The sequence below is a fragment of the Amycolatopsis sp. NPDC054798 genome (assembly GCF_053611505.1).
Map to the genome: position 1 here is coordinate 57,414 of NZ_JBSHAM010000044.1, position 17,601 is coordinate 75,014.

The following is a 17,601-nucleotide window of genomic DNA, read 5'->3' on the forward strand; positions in this document are numbered from 1 at the left end:
GCGGGTCGTCGGCGAGGGGCTGGACCGGTAGAACGGTCAGGTGGGGGCAAACAAGAGCGGTGGCTGCGGGTTGCTCGTCCTCGTCGTCGTGGGGGCGCTGCTGGCTGTCGGCTACTACAAGTCGAAGCACGACTCCTCGACCGCGCCGCCGTCCGGCGCGGACACCGGCGGCGGCAGTGGCCGGTACGTCGCGCTCGGCGACTCGTACACGTCCGCGCCGCGCACCGGGAAGCAGGCCGGTTCGCCCGCCGGATGCGCGAGGTCGGACAACAACTATCCGCACCTCGTGTCGGCGAAACTGAAGCCGGCGAAGTTCGTGGACGTCAGCTGCAGCGGCGCGACGACGGAGGACCTGACCGATTCCCAGTCGACACGCAACGGCTCGAACCCGCCGCAGTTCGACTCGGTCACCGCGGACACGACACTGGTCACCTTGGGCATCGGCGGCAACGATGTGGGATTCATCGCACTGGCGCAGACCTGCGTGACCGCGCACGAGAGCGCTACGCCGTGCAAAGACCGGCTCACCGCAGGCGGCAAGGACGAACTGGCCGACCGCATCAGCGACACCGCGAAGAAGGTCGGCGGCGCGCTCGACCAGATCCACAAGAAGGCCCCGAAGGCGCGAGTGGTGGTCGTCGGCTACCCGACGGTCCTTCCCGACGGCGACGGCTGCTGGCCGGTCTTGCCGCTGGGCACCGGCGATGTGGCGTACCTGCGGGACGCGCTCAGCAAGTTCAACGACGCCCTGTCCGGCCAGGCCAAATCCCACGACGCCGGTTTCGCGGACACGGCCGAGCCGAGCAAGGGGCACGACGTGTGCGCGAGTTCGGACACGAAGTGGGTCGAGGGGCTGGTTCCGACGTCCTCGGCGGCGGCGTTGCATCCGAACGCGCGGGGCGAGGCTGGGATGGCTGGGGTGGTGGAGTCGGTGCTTGGGGTGCACTGAGGCGAGGACCACGGTGGCGTTGGCGCATTCGCGACTGCCCAGAGCACGGGTTCAGTACGCCTGGGGCACGCAACGCGGTGAGCGCTGCTCAAGCACCACATTGGGGTTTTCTCAATAGGCGGGTGCGGTGCCCGGTCGGCTGGTCACGACTCCAACGTCCGTGAGGGCCACCTTGAGGGAATCAGATTCCCTCAAGGTGGCCCTCACGGACCTCTCAGCCACACCACCCGCCACAAACCCGCACGATGCTCCGCTCCCCCGCGGGGGAGCTGCGCGCGACAGCTACTGAGAAAACTCCAATGTGGCATTGGGTGCGTCGCATGCACCCAAGACCACATTGGGGCGATCGGCCGGGCAGCCCAAGCCGGGGCAGGCTGGAGCAGCGGAGGCGAGGCGGGCCGACCGGCTAGGCCGGACCGAGCCGGAACCTTCCCGCGCCAGACCGGGTCAGGGCCGAACGAGAGCCTGCGGTTTGCCCAGCACAGTCTTGCCCTCGAACTTCACCGTCAGGTCGATCCGGGCCAGCCCCTCCTCCGTCAGCGCGCCGACCTTGCCGGTCACCTCGACGAGGGCGCCCTCGTCATTGTCCGGGACCACGACCGGGCGGGTGAAGCGCGTGCTGAAGTCCACGAGGCGGGCGGGGTCGCCGAGCCAGTCGGTGACGATGCGGCCGGACAGGGCCATCGTGAGCATGCCGTGCGCGATCACGTCCGGGAGGCCGACCTTGGTGGCGAAGTGCTCGTTCCAGTGGATCGGGTTGAAGTCGAGCGAGGCCCCGGCGTAGCGGACCAGTTGCTCGCGGGTGATGCGGACCTCCAGCGGAGGCAGTTCGTCGCCGATGTTCACGCTTCCGCCCCTCGCACCACGAGCTGGGCCCGCGTCGTGCACACGAGTTTGCCGTCCGCGTCGGTGATTTCCGCGCGGAGGTTGATGAAGTCGTTGCCCGCCCTCGCCATGATCGACTCGATGGTGGCCGAGATTTCCAGCTCGTCGCCCGCGTGCACCGGGCGCTCGTAGCGGAAGCCCTGGTCGCCGTGGACCATCCGGGAGTAGTCGAGGCCGAGCGCGGGGTCGGTCACGATGCCGTTGATCTTCGGCAGGTTGAGGATGGTGAGGAAGGTGGGCGGCGCGAGCACGTCCGGGTGGCCGGCCTCGCGGGCCGCCTCCGGGTCCCGGTACACCGGGTTCGGGTCCTCGATCGCGTCGGCGAACTCGCGGATTTTCTCCCGGCTCACGAAGTACTTGCTGTCCGACGGGTACTCCCGCCCGGTGAACGACTGGTCCAAAGGCACGCACTGAGGCTAACCGAGCCCCGCGGCCGCCCCGCGCGGGTGCCAGAACCGGCCGGTAACAGCGAAAGCCGCCCCGGCGAGTGCCGGGGCGGCTTTGCGAAGCTGGAAAAAGACCGCCTGCGTCAGCGGGTCTCTTTGTGAGTCCGGTGCGTACCGCAGTTCGGGCAGAACTTCTTCATCTCCAGGCGATCCGGGTTGTTGCGCCGGTTCTTCTTGGTGATGTAGTTGCGGTGCTTGCACTCCTCGCACGCCAGCGTGATCTTGGGTCGCACGTCGGTGGCAGCCACAGCGTTTCCTTCTCTCTCAGATCCGGGGGCCAGCCCCGTCGTTACCGCGTAGCGGTGGCCGGACTTGAACCGGCGACACAGCGATTATGAGCCGCTTGCTCTGCCAACTGAGCTACACCGCCCCAACAGAACGCCCAACCCTAACCCCAGCGCCAAACGCAACCCGGCGCGGGGGGTCCAGGGGGGCGAAGCCCCTCCTGGCGGGGGTCTGGGGGTTCGACCCCCAGATGGACGCCGCGAAGCGAGCCACGTCCGCGTTTTCTGCGGACACAGCTCGCCTGCTCGCGAGCCCCTTTACGGAATCGAACCGTAGACCTTCTCCTTACCATGGAGACGCTCTGCCGACTGAGCTAAAGGGGCCTGCCTCTCGCGAGGACTTGGAAAGATTAGCAAGGGCCTTCACCCGCCTGTGCAACCGGGGTCGGTTAACCGCAAAACCTCAGGTCAGCAGGGTCAGCACGGTCTCCGAGTGCCGTCCGGGCGAACGCGCCGTGCGGGCCTGCAGCCAAGCCTCGAGGCGGTCCTCCGGCAGCGGCCGCGAGATCAGGTAGCCCTGGGCGACGTCACATCCCATCGCCTCGAGCTGATCGCGCGCCACGTCCTCCTCGACGCCTTCCGCGACCACCGTCAGGCCAAGCGAATGTCCGAGTTCGACAATCGACCGCACCACCGCGAGGTCGCCGAGGTCGGTGCCCATGCCGAGCACGAAGCTCTTGTCGATCTTGACCTGATCCACCGGCAGCTGGCGCAGGTACGCGAGCGACGAATAGCCGGTGCCGAAGTCGTCCACCGCCAGCACGATGCCCAGCGAATGCAGCTCGCGCAGGATCGGCAGCGCCTTCTGCGGGTCGGACATCACACCGGACTCGGTCAGCTCGAACGTCAGCAATTCCGGCGGCACGTCGAAGCGTTCCAGTTCGCGCTGGACCTTCGCCGGGAAGTCCTCGTCGGACAGGTTGCGCACCGACAGGTTCACCGCCGCAGAGATCCGCAGGCCTTCGTCGAGCCATTTGCGCACGCGCTTGAGCGATTCCTCCAGCACGAACGACGTCAGCACGCCGATCAGGCCGGCCGCTTCGATCGCGGGCACGAATTCGTCCGGGCCGAGCCTGCCGAATTCCGGGTGCACCCAGCGCACGAGCGCCTCGACGCCTTGCACCTGGCGGTTCGGCAAGGTCACCTTCGGCTGGTAGTGCACGGAGACGTGGCCGTCCTCCAAGGACTGCCGGAACTGCGTGACCATCTGGAACCGGCGCAGGAAGATCTGGCCCATGCTCGGCACGTAGCCGCGCACTTCCTCGCCGCCGCGGGTGGCGCGGACGGCGACGTCGGCGCGCTGCAGCAGGCCGTCGACGTCGACCTCACCGGCGTCGTCCACGGAGCTGGCGTAGCCGATCATCGCGTTGGCCTCGACCGAAAGCCGGTCCACCGGATACGGCTCGGACAGCTGCACGCGCAGCCGTTCGGCGGCGCGATGGGCGTCTTCGACCGTGCAGTCCACGAGCAGCGCGGCGAAGGACGCGCCTTCGAGCCGGGCGAGCGGGACGTCCGGGCCGAGTGCGCCGCGGATGCGGGTGCCCGCGGCGACGACCATCCGGTCCGCCCACGAGTAGCCGAGTGCGTCGCTGACCGTGGAGAAGACGTCGAGGTCGATCCGCAGCACCACGACCTCCGCCGATTCGCGCAGCGGATCCCGCGAGACCTGCTGGAATCCCGGCCGGTTCAGGTGCCCGGTGAGCGGGTCGTGGTAGGCGTCGTGGCGCAGGGTGGCGAGCAGCCGCCGGTTGTCGAGCGACGTCGCGAGGTGGCTGGCCATCGTGCCGAGCAGCTGGACGTCGTACTTGCCGAAGCCGCGCCAGCGCGAGAGCCGGTCGTGCGCTTCGACGACGCCGAGCAGCCGGTTCGCACTGCGCAGCGGCACCACGAGGGCTTCCTGCGCGCTGCGTTCCAGCAGGGCCGCGCGGACGTCCGGATTGGCTTCGGTGATGCGGAAGTGCCGGACGTGCGCGCCGGGCAGGCGCAGCAGCGGGTCGTCGTTGGCCGGGTCGGCGGGAGGCAGTTCGTTGCCCGCGACGACGACGCGCATCGGGTCGTCGGCTTCGAGCCGCAGCCGCAGCACGACGCGTCCGGCGGACAGCTGGTCCTTGATCCGCTCGGCGATCGTGGCCCATTCGCGCACGTCCACCCCGCCCACGAGTTCCTCGCCGCGGCTCGCCGGACGAGCCGCGGCCTGCTGACCGGACCGCGCGACCATCAGGCTGACGTCGGACAGCGCTTCCATGTCCCGCTGCTCGCGAAGCAGATCGGAGTAAGCCCAGTACAGCGCGGTCAGGCCGAGGAACACCGCCAGCACCAGCGGCCAGGCCTGCGGGGTGCTCGCGATGACGAGGTAGCCGGTGAGGCCGACCGAAGCGTTGACGAAGCCGACCACGAGGATGCGGCCGGTCAGCCGGATCGCGGTGCTCACGCGCATCCGGCGGCGCAGCACGCGCACGGCGGCCAGCGCGAGCAGCGTGCTGACCAGCGGCGCGGTGAGCGTGCCGGCGAGCGCGGCGACCCACGGCATGGTCGGCCCGCCGCCCATGGCCAGGTGCACGAGCCCGGCGACGGCGAACGCGCCGGTGATTTCGAGCAGGAACGCACCCGCGTTGTAGAGGACCCGGCCGGCGACCTTGCGGGCCAGCAGCGTCCCGATGCCCGCCACGAGATGCGCGGCCAGCACCACTTCGAACGGGGCGACGAAGAAACCGATTACCAGCGGAATCTCGGTGAATGAGATGGTCCACGAAATGCCGCTGCGGACGTCGACGTTGATGCCGAGCTGTTCGGCGAGCAGGAACGCGACCGCGAGCACCGGGCCGATCCACCAGAGCTTGGCCGAACCGTGGAACGGCAGCCAGGCGCCGACGGCGAAGGCCGCGAGCAGGCCGAGGCCCAGCACGAAGAAGGTGTAAACGCGGAAGCGGCTCTCGTCCGTGCGGCCTTCGGCCGGTGCGGAGCCAGCACCTCCCGAGCCCATCGCCTCCGGCGCGGTACCGGGATGGGCGTTGCTGTCCGGCATCCGACCTTCCTTCCCGGCTGCCCGGTCGCGCTCGTCCGTGACGTCAGGTGTGGGCGAGGGCGCCACCTTACCCCGTAGGGCGTACCGACGTCCCTTTCGAGACAGTAGGAGATCACCCCAGGGTTAACAATGGGCGTTCTTCTCTGACCTGCGTGGACCAAGGAGTGAAACTCCCGGTTAGCCCCGGAACCCCCGGGCCGGGGAGTGTTCTGGGGGTCTTTTCCGGCCGGACCGGCGGACAATGGCGGCATGCACAACGACGTGACAGCCACCGGCCATGCGGCGCGCATCGCCACGGTGGACGCACTGCTTCCCGCGCCGCTCCCCTTCGAGGTCGGAGGGGATTCCGCCCTGCTTTCCGCCGAGGTCGGCGACACCACCGCGGCCGGCCTGACGACCTGCACCGGACTCGGCCCGGACAGCCCGCGCTCGATGTGGCGGGCACTTGTCGAGCACCGGCTGGAGGTTCAGCTCGCCGGTCCCGATCCGGCCGCCGGACTCGACGCGTTGCTCACTCGATGGGATGAACACCTGCGGTCCCTCGCCCGAGTGGGGGATACGGAGTGCGCCGCGGTGCTCTCCCGGCCCAGCCGCGACACCGCCGGAGCCACCGAACTTCTCCGGCACGGCTTCGCTCCGGTGGGCGTGCTGGCGGTCCGTCCGGCACAGCGGATGGCCGCCGGGCCCGCCGCGACGCCGGGCGTCTGCATCCGGCACGCGACGCCGGACGACCTCTCGACCGCGGTCGCGCTGCAGCTCGAATTGCAGCGTTACGACGCGCAGTTCGGCCGGATCACGCTTCGCCCCGGCGTCGAGGAGCTGATCACCAAGGAGTTGCTGCGCCACCTCGAACGGCCCGAGCCGCAGGTGTGGATCGCGGAGCTGTACGGCCAGCCGCTCGGCATGGTGGTGCTGCAGATGCCCGACGAGACCGGATGGATCCGGCATCGGGTGGCCGCCTCTCGCGTGGGTTACCTGTCGTCGCTGGCGGTTTCCGAGACGGCTCGGTCGTCCGGTGTGGGTACCGCGCTGGCCGCGCACGCGCACCAGGTCTTCGACGAAGCAGGCGCGGATGTCGTGCTGCTGCACCACGCCGTGGCGAATCCCCGGTCGACGCCGTTCTGGTACGCGCAGGGCTATCGGCCGCTGTGGACTGGCTGGCAACGCCGGCCTGCCGTGCGCTCTCGCTAGTCTGGCGCGGTAAGGCCTGCTCGAGGGGAGTCCCAGTGACCGAAAAACCCGACGCCGCACCGAAAGCGCCGGAAGGCGTCGATGTCGAGAAACCCTCGGCCGCGCGGGTCTACGACTGGTACCTGGGCGGCAAGCAGAACTGGGCGGTCGACCGGGAATTCGGCCGCAAGATCGAGAAGATGTGGTCGCTCGCGCGGCCCGGCGCGAAGCAGAACCGCGAGTTCATGAACCGGGTGGTGCGAGCCGCGCTCGACGCGGGCATCCGCCAGTTCCTCGACCTCGGCTCCGGCGTGCCGACCGCGGGCAACGTGCACGAGGTGGTCGAGGCCGCGCTCGGCGACGACGACCAGGCCACCGTGGTCTACGTCGACTACGAGCCGGTCGCCGTGGCGCACGCGACGCTGATCCTCGAGGACGAAGCGGCCACCGACTGGGCCGGGATCGTCCAGGCGGACCTGCGCGACCCCAGGACCGTGCTGAACGACCCGCGCACCCGCGAGCTGATCGATTTCGACAAGCCGGTCTGCGTGATGCTGATGGCGGTGCTGCACTTCGTCGGCCCGGACGACGATCCGGACGGCATCGTGCGCGCCTACCGCGACAAGCTCGTGTCCGGCAGCTGGCTGGCGATCTCGCAGATGAGCGAGGGCGACGGCAGCGGACCCGCGCTGGAGGGGCTGCGCTGGTTCGTCGAGCAGTACCGCAAGACGAGCAATCCGATGTGGCTGCGCGACCGCGAAGAGATCGAGCCGTTCTTCGGCGGCTGGCCGCTGCTGGAGCCGGGGATCACGCATCTGCCGGACTGGCGGCCGGAACGCGAGCTGAACGCGGTCGAGGCGGAAGCCCGCCCGTTCGCCTGGTGCGCCGTGGCGCGCAAGCCATGACCGCCCCGGACGCGCCGCAGGGCGTGGACGTCGACAAGCCGTCTGCCGCGCGGATCTACGACTGGTACCTCGGCGGCACCCAGAACTGGGCCGTGGACCGGGAATTCGGCCGCCGCGTCGAGAAGCTGTGGCCGCTGATCCGGCCGATGTCGCGGGAAAACCGGGCGTTCATGAACCGCGTGGTGCGGGCCGCGCTCGACGCGGGGATCCGGCAGTTCGTCGACCTCGGGTCGGGCGTGCCGACGGCGGGCAACGTGCACGAAATCGTCCGCGAGCAGCTGCCCGCGACGGTCGTGTACGTCGACTACGAGCCGGTGGCGGCGGCGCATTCGCGAGTGATCCTCGAAAACGAGGACGCGACCGAATGGGCCGGGATCGTGGAACGCGACATCCGCGATCCCGCGGCGATCTTCGCCGACGAGGTCACCCAGGAACTGATCGACTGGTCGCGGCCGGTGTGCCTGCTGATGATCACCGTGCTGCACTTCCTCGGCCCCGGCGACCGGCCGGAAGAGCTGGTCGCCGCCTACCGCGACCAGCTCGCGCCCGGGTCGTGGCTGGCCGTCACGCACGGCACCTGCCGGGACGACGCCCCGCCGGAGCGGGCCGCCGAGGTCCGCCGGTTCGTCGACGCGTACAAGGACACGTCGAACCCGGCGTATCTGCGCTCGGACGAGGAGATCCTGCCGTTCTTCGGCGGCTGGCCGCTGCTGGAGCCGGGGATGAGCGCGCTGCCGGACTGGCGGCCGGACGAGCCGGTGTCGGAGTTCGCCGCGGAGGTCCGGCCGTTCGCCTGGGGCGCGGTCGCGCGGAAGCCCTGACTTCTCTCCCAGCGAACACTCCCTGGGAAACAAACCCACCCTTCGGAGAGTTGAGCACCTCAGACTCAACTATTCGAGGAGTGCACATGACCGACCCCCGCCTCCTGCCCGTCCTCCCGCTCGATGACGACGTCGTGCTGCCGGGCATGGTGGTCCCGCTCGACCTCGGCGACGCAGAGACCCGGGCCGCAGTGGAGTCCGCACAGGCCGAGACCCCCGCGACCGCATCGTTCCCCGGGATCCGCTCCGGCGCGGCGAGCAAGGCCGAGGTCCTGATCGTCCCGCGCGTGCACGGCGAGTACGCCGAGCTGGGCACCGTCGCGACCGTCGAACGGATCGGCCGCGTTCCTGGCGGCAAGACCGCCGTGCTGCTCCGCGGCACCTCGCGCGCTTCCGTCGGCCGGATCGCCGACGGCCCCGGCGCGGCGCGCTGGGTGCACGCCGATCCCGCTGACGAAACTTCCGACGACCGCACCGCGCAGCTCGCCGCGGAGTACAAGGCCGTGGTCATCTCCGTGCTGCAGCAACGCGGCGGCTGGCAGATGATCGACGCCGTCCAGCAGGTCGAGGAGCCGTCCGCGATCGCCGACCTGGCCGGCAACGCGCCGTACCTGTCCACCGACCAGAAGCTGGAGCTGCTGAGCGCGCTCGACGTCAGCGTCCGGCTGGAGAAGGCCCTCGAGTGGAGCCGGGAGTACCTGGCCGAGCTGGAGGTCACCGAGACCATCCGCAAGGACGTCGCGGACGGGATGGAGAAGCAGCAGAAGGAATTCCTGCTGCGCCGCCAGCTCGAAGCGATCCGCAAGGAACTGGGCGAACTCGACGGCACCGCGGCGGACGACGACTACCGCGCCCGTGTGGAGGCCGCCGACCTGCCCGACGACGTCCGCAAGGCGGCGCTGGCCGAGGTGGACAAGCTGGAGCGGACGTCCGAGCAGTCGCCCGAAGGCGGCTGGATCCGGACCTGGCTCGACACGGTGCTGGAGCTGCCGTGGAATGAGCGGACCGAGGACGTCTACGACATCGCCGCCGCGCGGGCCGTGCTCGACGCGGACCACGCGGGCCTGGACGACGTCAAGGAACGGATCATCGAGTACTTGGCTGTGCGCAAGCGTCGCGCGGAATCGGGTCTCGGCCCGGTCGGCGGACGGCGTTCCGGCGCGGTGCTCGCGCTCGCCGGCCCTCCCGGGGTCGGCAAAACGTCGCTGGGCGAGTCCGTCGCGAAGGCGATGGGACGCAAGTTCGTGCGCGTCGCGCTGGGCGGCATCCGGGACGAGGCGGAAATCCGCGGCCACCGGCGGACGTACGTCGGCGCGCTGCCCGGCCGGATCGTGCGGGCCATCAAGGAAGCCGGATCGATGAACCCGGTCGTGCTGCTCGACGAGATCGACAAGGTCGGAGCCGACTACCGCGGCGACCCGACGGCCGCGCTGCTCGAAGTGCTGGACCCGGAACAGAACCACACGTTCCGCGACCACTACCTCGAGGTCGAGCTGGATCTGTCCGATGTGGTCTTCCTGGCCACGGCCAACGCGCTGGAGACCATCCCCGGCCCGCTGCTGGACCGGATGGAACTGGTGACGCTGGACGGTTACACCGAGCACGAAAAGATCACCATCGCGCGGGATCACCTGCTGCCGCGCGAACTTGAGCGGGCCGGTCTGGCGTCCGGCGACGTGGTGCTGACCGACGACGCGTTCAGCCGGATCGCCGCCGAGTACACCCGCGAGGCCGGGGTGCGCGACGCGAACCGGACGATCGCGAAGGTGCTGCGGAAGATCGCGACGAAGGTGGCTTTGGGTTCCGTCTCGCTGCCGCTGTCGGTGTCCGCTTCGGACCTGGAGACCTACCTCGGCCGCCCGCGGCACGTGCCGGAATCGTCGCTGCCGACGGCGACCCAGCGGACGTCTTTGCCAGGCGTGGCAACGGGTTTGGCGGTCACCGGCGCTGGCGGGGACGTGCTGTACATCGAGGCGTCGCTGGCTGATCCGGAGAGCGGGGCTTCGGGCCTGCAGCTGACCGGGCAGCTGGGTGACGTGATGAAGGAGTCGGTGCAGATCGCGCTGTCCTACCTGCGCTCGCACGGTGCGGAGCTGGAACTGCCGGTGGGAGACCTGCGAGAGCGGGGAATCCACGTGCACGTCCCGGCGGGCGCGGTGCCCAAGGACGGGCCGTCGGCGGGCATCACGATGACGACGGCGCTGGCTTCGCTGCTGTCGGGCCGGGTGGTCCGGGCCGATGTCGCGATGACCGGGGAGGTTTCACTGACCGGACGCGTCCTGCCGATCGGCGGGGTGAAGCAGAAGCTGCTCGCCGCGCACCGGGCGGGAATGAAGACGGTGATCATCCCGCAGCGGAACGAGCCGGATCTGGACGACGTGCCCGCGGAGGTGCTGTCGCAGCTGGAAGTGCACGCGGTGGCGAATGTGCGGGAGGTCCTGGAGTTGGCGTTGACGCCGGCTTCGTCGGAGGTCCGGCAGGCGGCTTGATCGGTACGTCCGTGAAGGGCTCCTTGAGGGAATCTGATTCCCTCAAGGAGCCCTTCACGGCACGTCAGCCTTGCGCCCCCGCGAGCAACGCCACGTTCATCACGTATTCGCCGTACCCGGACTTGGCCAGCTTCGTACCCAGCGCGTGGCATTCGTCCGCGCTGATGAAGCCCATCTTCAGCGCGACCTCTTCCAGGCACGCGATCCGCACCCCGGTCCGGTGCTCCAGCACCTGCACGAACTGACCGGCCTCCAGCAGCGAATCGTGCGTGCCGGTGTCGAGCCACGCGAAACCGCGGCTCAGCTCGATCAGCTTGGCGCGGTCGCGGCGCAGGTAGGAGAGGTTGACGTCGGTGATCTCCAGCTCGCCGCGCGCGGAGGGCTTCAGGTTGCGGGAGATGTCGACGACCTCGTTGTCGTAGAAGTACAACCCGGTGATCGCGTTGTTCGACCGCGGTTTCTCGGGTTTTTCCTCAATGGACAGCAGATTGCCGTTTTCGTCGATCTCGCCGACGCCGTAGCGCTCCGGGTCCTTCACCTGGTAGCCGAACAGGACACAGCCGTCCAGGTCGGTCGCCGCGGTGCGCAGGGTGGTGGAGAAGCCTTGGCCGTAGAAGATGTTGTCGCCGAGCACCAGCGCGACCGAATCGTCGCCGACGAAGTCCGCGCCGATCACGAACGCCTCGGCGAGACCGTTCGGGCTCGGCTGTTCCGCGAACGAGAACGACAGCCCGAACTGGCTGCCGTCGCCGAGCAGGCGGCGGAAGTTCGGCAGGTCCGCCGGTGTCGAGATGATCAGGATCTCCCGGATCCCGGCCAGCATGAGCACCGAGATCGGGTAGTAGATCATCGGTTTGTCGTAGACCGGCAGCAGCTGCTTCGACACGGCCTGGGTGATCGGATGCAGACGGGTTCCGCTGCCCCCGGCGAGCACAATGCCCTTCACGGCCCCTCCTCGCGTGCGGTGGTGTGGTCACCGTACCGAGTGAGCGAGGAGGCCGTCCGGGACTTGCCTCAACTCAGAACGCCGGGCCCTTGCCGAAGTACGCCTGGCAGCCGTGGGCGTACTCGGTGGCGATCTCCAGCACATTCTTCCCGCCGTCGACCGGCAGCACCGTGGACGAATAGTTGGGGCAGTAGTTGTTGTAGATGCCGCTGATGTGCACCGGAGCGGGCAGTTCGTACCAGTTCCCGGCCCCGAAGTTGTCGTTGGCCAGCAGGGTCTGGCCGTTGCCGGACACCGGCCTGCCGTCGGCGGTCGTGTAGATCTGGCCGACCATCACCAGCCGCACGCCGTTCGGTCCGCCGGGGAACAGGGTGGTGGTCTGGGCGTGCTGGAAGTAGTTGCCGCTCGCGGTGTTCACCCGGATGCCGGGGTCGGCCGGGTCGCCCCAGTTCGCGCCGTCGGCGGAGATTTTGTAATACGGATCGCAGTAGCGGTCGCGGTAGTTGCAGATCTCGTAGCCGAACCAGTACCGGCTGTCGGGCAACCTGCGGATGTTCGGCATGCCAGGACGCACCCGGGACGGTCCGATGGCCATCGTGAGCTGCTTGGTGCCCCAGGTGATGCCGTCGGTCGAGGCGACGCGGTTGAGCACCTGGCCGTACTTCGGCGCTTGGGTCTCGTCGGCGTAATGGAGCCAGAGCGTGCCGCCGGCGTCCACAGTGAACTCCGGCTCCCAGATGCCGTCGTGGTTGTGCGAGAGCGCGGCCTCGGAGAGGTACCGCCAGTTGCGTCCGCCGTCGCGGCTGGACCACACCTTGATCCCCATCCGCCGCTGCGGGCCCGAATCCTGGCGGTAGGTCGCCGCCCACAGCAGCGTGCCCGCGCGCATCCGGCCGACCCGCTGCGGCAGTTCGTAGAGGGTTCCGCAGCATTGGCCGAACTTGGCGTCGGGGTCGCGGATCTCGCTGATCTGGTGGAAACTCTCGCCCTCGTCGGTGCTCTCGAGGATCGGCGCGAACCGGCCGTTGCCGTCCTCGCTGGTCAGCGCCGCGATGATGTTGCCCCGCCCGAACAGCGAGTGCTCCAGCCGGATCAGCCGCGGGTACGAACCGAAGCCGGGTACGAGCAGCTTTTTGCCCGCTGCCTCCGCGACGGGCGCGATGCCGGTCACCAGGACCAGCAGCGAGGTGAAGAAGGCAAGCACGGGTGTCCAGCGGCGCATTCAGGAACTCCTCTCACGACCGGACGGGCGATTACACCACGTGGTCGCCCCGACACCATCGATTTCGCCTGGTCACCCGCGTGAGTCCACTCCTTCGAGGAGATCGCTGGGCTGTTCAGGGGTGCCGGTCGCGTAACGACCGGGCGGAGCGTGACGAAAGATCATCAGGAGGCCCCGTCGGGGCAAGCTAGGGGGAAGCATGCGCCGCACCTTCGGGCGTCTCGCGGCGATCTGCGCGGCGGTGGCGATCACCGCGTCGTGCTCGCTGCAGCCGACCGGCATCGGGGCGATCGTGCGCCCCCGGGAAGCCAGCCCCGGCCACACGCCCGCGCCGGCTCTCCCGCCGCCGCCTCCGCGTCCGGAGAAGCCCCGGCTAGCCGAGAACCCGACAGAAACCCACGAGGGCAAGAACAACGCTACTGTGCCGTTGACCTGGCCATCCGGGGTCTCGGGATTCCTCACCTTCGACTGTCCGAAGTGCACCGGCCACATCGCCGTGACGACGGACGGTTCGGAAAGCCTGCTGGTCAACGACAGTGGTGCCTACCGTGGGACGTCCTGGTTCAACGTCTCGCCCGGCGGGAAATCGGTGCACACGCTGACGGTCGAGGCAAAGGGTTCGTGGACCGCGACGATCACCGACTACCGGGGAGTGCCGGTCGTCGAACCGGGTAAGCCCTACAACGGCCACGGGGACGCGGTCTTGGCGGTGCCCCCGGGCCAGGTCTGGGGGAAATTCTTCACCGGCTCGAAGGGGTCGAACGGCGTCTGGGTCCTGGCCGACGGTTACCCGCATCTGGTGGTGAACCACATCGGCGAGACAACCGGGGAGTTCCCGCTCACCGGACCGACGTATGTGGCGGTGGAGACTTTCGAGGCGGATTGGACCTTTACGGCCTGGTGATGCGGGCGTCCGGTGTCCCGGACGCCCGCGACCAGGGACTCACCGGTAGTTGGTGAACTGCAGCGCGATCTCGAAGTCCTTGCCCTTCAGCAAGGAGATCACCTCCTGCAGCTGGTCCTTCTTCTTGCCCGACACCCGCAGCTGGTCGCCCTGGATCTGTGCCTGGACGCCCTTCGGGCCCTCGTCGCGGATGAACTTCGCGATCTGCTTCGCCTTGTCCGACGCGATGCCCTGCAGGATTTTGCCGCTGATCTTGTAGATTTTGCCGGAGATCGCGGGCTCGCCTGCCTCGAAGGCCTTCAGCGAGATGTTCCGCTTGATCAGCTTCTCCTTGAAGACCTCCACCGCCGCGAGGGCGCGCTCTTCGGTCTCCGACTCGATCGCGATGGCTTCCTCGCCGGACCAGCTGATGCCGGTTCCGGTGCCACGGAAGTCGAACCGCGTGCCCAGTTCCTTGCTGGCCTGGTTCAGCGCGTTGTCCACCTCCTGGCGGTCGACCTTGCTCACCACGTCGAAAGAGGGATCCGCCACGTGTCCTCACACCTTGTCTCAGCTCGTCAGGGACCCCCAGCGTAGCGCCGGGGGATCCCGGTTGACCGGCCGTCCGGACCGTTGGGTATCCTTCTTCCCGGCCGGTTCGCCCGGCCATGGCAGGTTACCCAAGCGGCCAAAGGGATCTGACTGTAAATCAGACGGCTCAGCCTTCGGGGGTTCGAATCCCTCACCTGCCACACCAGCCAAATCACCCCCGTGACCAGCTCGAACCGGTCACGGGGGTGATTTTGTGTTGTGCAGACGTGTGCAGCCGGTTCCGGCTGCCCGCCCCACATGCGCCCCACGGGTTTGGCCGCACAGTGGCCGCGGGCGGAGGTTCAAGAGCCGCCGAGCGCCTTCGCGACGCGGTCCCACGCGGACTGTCGGCGCACCGGCAGTCGACTTCGCGAACAAGCCTGGCAAGGTCAGCTTGCTGACCTCCGCGGAGGCGTCTGCCGCGATAGAAGACATGACAGAGATGGCCGAGATGCTTGCCAACACGAAGGGAACAACGGGCGCATGATCGACATCGGCGACCAATATGGATGACAGCTCCGCATCTCGATGATAGCCGTTTGAGTCACCAAACTTTTGGAATACTAGGCACTTCGACCTCGCGATGCATAACCCATTCCCGTCCACCGTCAGCAATGCACGTGAGGCGGATTTGCAATTTATCGTCCGGGTTCTCATCTAGCTCAATGACCCAGTAAAGCCCGTCGCCGGCCACAAGACTCTCCTTTCCTGGAATCTCAGCGAAGTCTGGCGTATAGAACGCTGTTATAGCTTTCCCGGAGCGGAGCGGCGGAACACCATTTACGCCCTGCCGAAAGGAGACTCCTTTGGTGTCCACAATCTCGGCTATAACCTTTCGAAGGGGCAGCGTGTGCACCAATCGGAAGTAGAGCCGGTACCAGTTTCCGGGCCGTTGTATCTCGCCGTCGCTAATGTTGGGCCGCTCTTCCTCGTGCCGGCGGGCAGCTTCGACCTTCGCTGTCTGCTCAGCTGCGGTCGCCTGCCGCCTGGCGTACAGGGCGCTTAGGCCGGATGCGAGCAGTGCGACAACTGACACGACGAACGCTGCGACGGTCATGTCGTCCCCTCTCCTGCGGCCGGACGCTCCAGCCGATGCGTAGGACATCGCGGCAGGGTGGCCCGCGTCACGTCACAGCCCCAAAGGTGCCCAAATAGGGTTCCGTTCGTGATCGGCCGCAGGGGCGGGTTTTGCCCCACGCCCCCATCCGCCCCGCGGTAGGCCGAGAACCGACCAAGACACAGGTCACAGCACATCTCCCAGTCAGCCCATAAATCAGACGGCTCAGCCTTCGGGGGTTCGAATCCCTCACCTGCCACACCCGCAGATCGGCCCCGTGACCCAGTCACGGGGCCGTTTTCGTGTCCGCGTAACCCCCAGCACCGTGACCACCATTCGGGCTTGACCCTCCTGCGGCAGGAGGCTGCACGCTCGTCGGCATGAACGAATTTCGCGGCCCGGTTCCGGCTCCTGCCTACGACGCGGTGTCTCCGGGCAACTACCTCGGCTTCTACGGGATGCCGATGTTTCTCAACGTGCCCACCGCCGACCTCGACGTCTCCACTGACTTCTGGCTTCGCGGGCTCGGTTTCGACAACCTGTTCACCCTCCCCGGTCAGCTCGTGCACCTGCGGCGCTGGGCGTTTCAGGATGTGCTGCTCAAGCCGGGCACCCCGGCCGGCCCGAGCGAGGTCAGCATCAGTTTTTCCTGTGTGCTCAGCGAACTCGACGAGATCGCCAAGCGGTGCGAGGAAATCACGCCTGGCTGCACGAGCGGTCCGGTGCTGCAGCCGTGGAACTCGCGCGAGCTGACGGTCGTCACGCCGGAAGGCACGAAGGTCGTGATGACCGCGGCGGAGCCGATCGATCCGAACAGTGCGCTCGCGGACGAACTGCGGGCTACGGGAATCGACGTCCCGCGGTCGTGAGCTGCGACACTGGGGTCGTGATCGAGCAAGACGGCCTCACTGTCGGACGCACGGCGACGCTGGTCGGCGTAAGTGTCAAAACCCTGCATCACTGGGATGCGGTCGGCCTGGTGCGCCCTAGCGGGCGCACCAGGTCCGGCTACCGGGTGTACTCGGCCGAGGACGTCGCGCGGCTGCATAGGGTGCTCGTTTACCGCGAGCTGGGCTTCCCGCTGTCGGAGATCGGGCGGCTACTGGACGACCCGTCCGTCGACGCGCACACCCACCTGACCCGGCAGCGGCGCGAGCTGCGGGAGCGGATCGCGCACCTGGAACACATGGTGTCCGCGGTCGACCGGATGGCGGCGGCTACCCGCGGCGGGATGCAGTTGACTGCCGAGGAACAGGTCGAGATTTTCGGGTCCGACTGGAATCCGGAGTGGATCGACGAGGCCGCGGAGCAGTGGGGCGACACCAAACAGTGGGCGGAGTATCGCGAGCGGACCACTGACCTGACCCCGCAGGAGTGGCAGGAGGCCGCGGCCGAGCACGAGACGCTCCACGCCGACCTGGCCGCGGCCCGGAAGGCGGGGGTTGAGCCGGGGTCAGTCGAGGCGAACAACCTCGCGGAACGGCACCGGGCGACGTTGTCCCGGTACTTCGACTGCACGCATTCGATGCAGGTATGCCTCGGACGGAAGTTCGTGGAGGAAGCCGGGTACGTGGAGTACTACGACACGCTGGCCCCCGGCCTCGCAGGTTGGCTGCGGGACGTGATCTTCGCCAACGCGATCGTGCACGGCGTGGACCCGGAAACCGCAGTGTGGGAATAGCAGCTCGAAGAGACCACCCACCGCACAAACTCACCCAATGCCACATTGGGTGCATCCCACGCACCCAACGCCACATTCGGTGCGTCCCACGCACCCAATGCCACTTTGGGGCGCTAGCCCCACTCCCTAAACCCCCACCACCACACCCAAACCAACCCAGGCAGCCAGCCCCCTCCCTGCACCCCGATACGAAGCCTTCCCTGCGGTTCGGGGGTGCTTGTCAAGGCATCTTTCCCGCCTTGACAAG

The 17,601-nt window shown here is 68.2% G+C and carries 16 protein-coding genes and 3 tRNA genes; 9 read left to right on the forward strand and 10 right to left on the reverse strand.

Going from position 1 to position 17,601, the window contains the following annotated elements; all coding sequences use genetic code 11:
- Positions 1-40: 40 nt before the first annotated feature.
- On the forward strand, positions 41-949 hold the full coding sequence (locus ACWGIC_RS25600; protein WP_452078468.1) for an SGNH/GDSL hydrolase family protein: 909 nt from the start codon (positions 41-43) through the stop codon (positions 947-949).
- Between the two features lie 447 nt (positions 950-1,396).
- Here ACWGIC_RS25600 and ACWGIC_RS25605 read toward each other — a convergent pair whose 3' ends face one another.
- The 6 genes from ACWGIC_RS25605 to ACWGIC_RS25630 all read right to left on the reverse strand — a co-directional run bounded on the left by ACWGIC_RS25605 (position 1,397) and on the right by ACWGIC_RS25630 (position 5,589).
- Positions 1,397-1,795: a MaoC family dehydratase gene (locus ACWGIC_RS25605; RefSeq protein ID WP_452078469.1), complete on the reverse strand. Its 399-nt coding sequence runs from the start codon at positions 1,793-1,795 to the stop codon at positions 1,397-1,399.
- Complete coding sequence (locus tag ACWGIC_RS25610; RefSeq protein ID WP_452078470.1) at positions 1,792-2,241, reverse strand: FAS1-like dehydratase domain-containing protein; 450 nt, start codon at positions 2,239-2,241, stop codon at positions 1,792-1,794. Before ACWGIC_RS25610 ends, ACWGIC_RS25605 begins: the two co-directional genes overlap by 4 nt.
- A gap of 122 nt (positions 2,242-2,363) precedes the next feature.
- Positions 2,364-2,528, reverse strand: coding sequence for a 50S ribosomal protein L33 (gene rpmG, locus ACWGIC_RS25615; RefSeq protein WP_005152047.1), 165 nt, complete (start codon positions 2,526-2,528; stop codon positions 2,364-2,366).
- A gap of 49 nt (positions 2,529-2,577) precedes the next feature.
- Positions 2,578-2,650 (reverse strand) — tRNA-Met (locus tag ACWGIC_RS25620).
- Between the two features lie 165 nt (positions 2,651-2,815).
- Positions 2,816-2,888: transfer RNA gene (locus ACWGIC_RS25625), tRNA-Thr, on the reverse strand.
- A 79-nt stretch (positions 2,889-2,967) separates the two neighbouring features.
- Positions 2,968-5,589, reverse strand: a complete 2,622-nt coding sequence (locus ACWGIC_RS25630; protein ID WP_452078471.1) for a putative bifunctional diguanylate cyclase/phosphodiesterase — start codon at positions 5,587-5,589, stop codon at positions 2,968-2,970.
- A 249-nt stretch (positions 5,590-5,838) separates the two neighbouring features.
- Here ACWGIC_RS25630 and ACWGIC_RS25635 point away from each other — a divergent pair, with 249 nt between their 5' ends.
- The 4 genes from ACWGIC_RS25635 to lon all read left to right on the forward strand — a co-directional run bounded on the left by ACWGIC_RS25635 (position 5,839) and on the right by lon (position 10,974).
- The gene (locus ACWGIC_RS25635; RefSeq protein WP_452078472.1) at positions 5,839-6,780 is read left to right on the forward strand and encodes a GNAT family N-acetyltransferase; all 942 of its coding nucleotides are present in this window, start codon (positions 5,839-5,841) and stop codon (positions 6,778-6,780) included.
- A 35-nt stretch (positions 6,781-6,815) separates the two neighbouring features.
- On the forward strand, positions 6,816-7,664 hold the full coding sequence (locus ACWGIC_RS25640) for an SAM-dependent methyltransferase (RefSeq protein WP_452078473.1): 849 nt from the start codon (positions 6,816-6,818) through the stop codon (positions 7,662-7,664).
- A complete protein-coding gene (locus ACWGIC_RS25645; protein WP_452078474.1) occupies positions 7,661-8,485 on the forward strand; it encodes an SAM-dependent methyltransferase in 825 nt (274 codons plus the stop codon). Before ACWGIC_RS25640 ends, ACWGIC_RS25645 begins: the two co-directional genes overlap by 4 nt.
- 86 nt (positions 8,486-8,571) lie before the next feature.
- Positions 8,572-10,974 carry an endopeptidase La gene (lon, locus tag ACWGIC_RS25650; RefSeq protein ID WP_452078475.1) on the forward strand — a complete coding sequence of 801 codons (2,403 nt, stop codon included), beginning with the start codon at positions 8,572-8,574 and terminating at the stop codon, positions 10,972-10,974.
- 64 nt (positions 10,975-11,038) lie between these two features.
- Here the strand turns inward: lon and rfbA are convergent, their stop codons facing one another.
- Both rfbA and ACWGIC_RS25660 read right to left on the reverse strand, forming a co-directional pair.
- Positions 11,039-11,920 carry a glucose-1-phosphate thymidylyltransferase RfbA gene (gene rfbA, locus ACWGIC_RS25655; protein WP_452078476.1) on the reverse strand — a complete coding sequence of 294 codons (882 nt, stop codon included), beginning with the start codon at positions 11,918-11,920 and terminating at the stop codon, positions 11,039-11,041.
- A 73-nt stretch (positions 11,921-11,993) separates the two neighbouring features.
- A complete protein-coding gene (locus ACWGIC_RS25660) occupies positions 11,994-13,142 on the reverse strand; it encodes a sialidase family protein (RefSeq protein ID WP_452078477.1) in 1,149 nt (382 codons plus the stop codon).
- A 199-nt stretch (positions 13,143-13,341) separates the two neighbouring features.
- Here ACWGIC_RS25660 and ACWGIC_RS25665 point away from each other — a divergent pair, with 199 nt between their 5' ends.
- Entirely contained in the window at positions 13,342-14,046 is a 705-nt protein-coding gene (locus tag ACWGIC_RS25665; RefSeq protein ID WP_452078478.1) for a hypothetical protein, read from the forward strand.
- Positions 14,047-14,085: 39 nt separating this feature from the next.
- Here the strand turns inward: ACWGIC_RS25665 and ACWGIC_RS25670 are convergent, their stop codons facing one another.
- On the reverse strand, positions 14,086-14,577 hold the full coding sequence (locus ACWGIC_RS25670) for a YajQ family cyclic di-GMP-binding protein (RefSeq protein ID WP_009072171.1): 492 nt from the start codon (positions 14,575-14,577) through the stop codon (positions 14,086-14,088).
- A 118-nt stretch (positions 14,578-14,695) separates the two neighbouring features.
- Between ACWGIC_RS25670 and ACWGIC_RS25675 the strand changes: the two genes are divergently transcribed.
- A tRNA-Tyr gene (locus tag ACWGIC_RS25675) sits at positions 14,696-14,777 on the forward strand.
- A 383-nt stretch (positions 14,778-15,160) separates the two neighbouring features.
- On the opposite strand, the gene ACWGIC_RS25680 is transcribed toward ACWGIC_RS25675, so the two are convergent.
- Entirely contained in the window at positions 15,161-15,673 is a 513-nt protein-coding gene (locus ACWGIC_RS25680) for a hypothetical protein (protein WP_452078479.1), read from the reverse strand.
- Between the two features lie 380 nt (positions 15,674-16,053).
- Between ACWGIC_RS25680 and ACWGIC_RS25685 the strand changes: the two genes are divergently transcribed.
- Both ACWGIC_RS25685 and ACWGIC_RS25690 read left to right on the forward strand, forming a co-directional pair.
- A complete protein-coding gene (locus ACWGIC_RS25685; protein WP_452078480.1) occupies positions 16,054-16,542 on the forward strand; it encodes a VOC family protein in 489 nt (162 codons plus the stop codon).
- Between the two features lie 17 nt (positions 16,543-16,559).
- Positions 16,560-17,354 (forward strand): MerR family transcriptional regulator, encoded by a 795-nt coding sequence (locus tag ACWGIC_RS25690; RefSeq protein ID WP_452078481.1) that lies wholly within the window; start codon positions 16,560-16,562, stop codon positions 17,352-17,354.
- The last annotated feature ends 247 nt before the right edge of the window (positions 17,355-17,601 follow it).

Coding starts and splice junctions, on each gene's coding strand:
- ACWGIC_RS25630 (WP_452078471.1), bottom strand. CDS start 5,589: ATGCCGGACAGCAACGCCCATCCCGGTACCGCGCCGGAGGCGATGGGC.
- ACWGIC_RS25635 (WP_452078472.1), top strand. CDS start 5,839: ATGCACAACGACGTGACAGCCACCGGCCATGCGGCGCGCATCGCCACG.
- ACWGIC_RS25645 (WP_452078474.1), top strand. CDS start 7,661: ATGACCGCCCCGGACGCGCCGCAGGGCGTGGACGTCGACAAGCCGTCT.
- lon (WP_452078475.1), top strand. CDS start 8,572: ATGACCGACCCCCGCCTCCTGCCCGTCCTCCCGCTCGATGACGACGTC.
- ACWGIC_RS25660 (WP_452078477.1), bottom strand. CDS start 13,142: ATGCGCCGCTGGACACCCGTGCTTGCCTTCTTCACCTCGCTGCTGGTC.
- ACWGIC_RS25665 (WP_452078478.1), top strand. CDS start 13,342: ATGCGCCGCACCTTCGGGCGTCTCGCGGCGATCTGCGCGGCGGTGGCG.
- ACWGIC_RS25680 (WP_452078479.1), bottom strand. CDS start 15,673: ATGACCGTCGCAGCGTTCGTCGTGTCAGTTGTCGCACTGCTCGCATCC.
- ACWGIC_RS25685 (WP_452078480.1), top strand. CDS start 16,054: ATGAACGAATTTCGCGGCCCGGTTCCGGCTCCTGCCTACGACGCGGTG.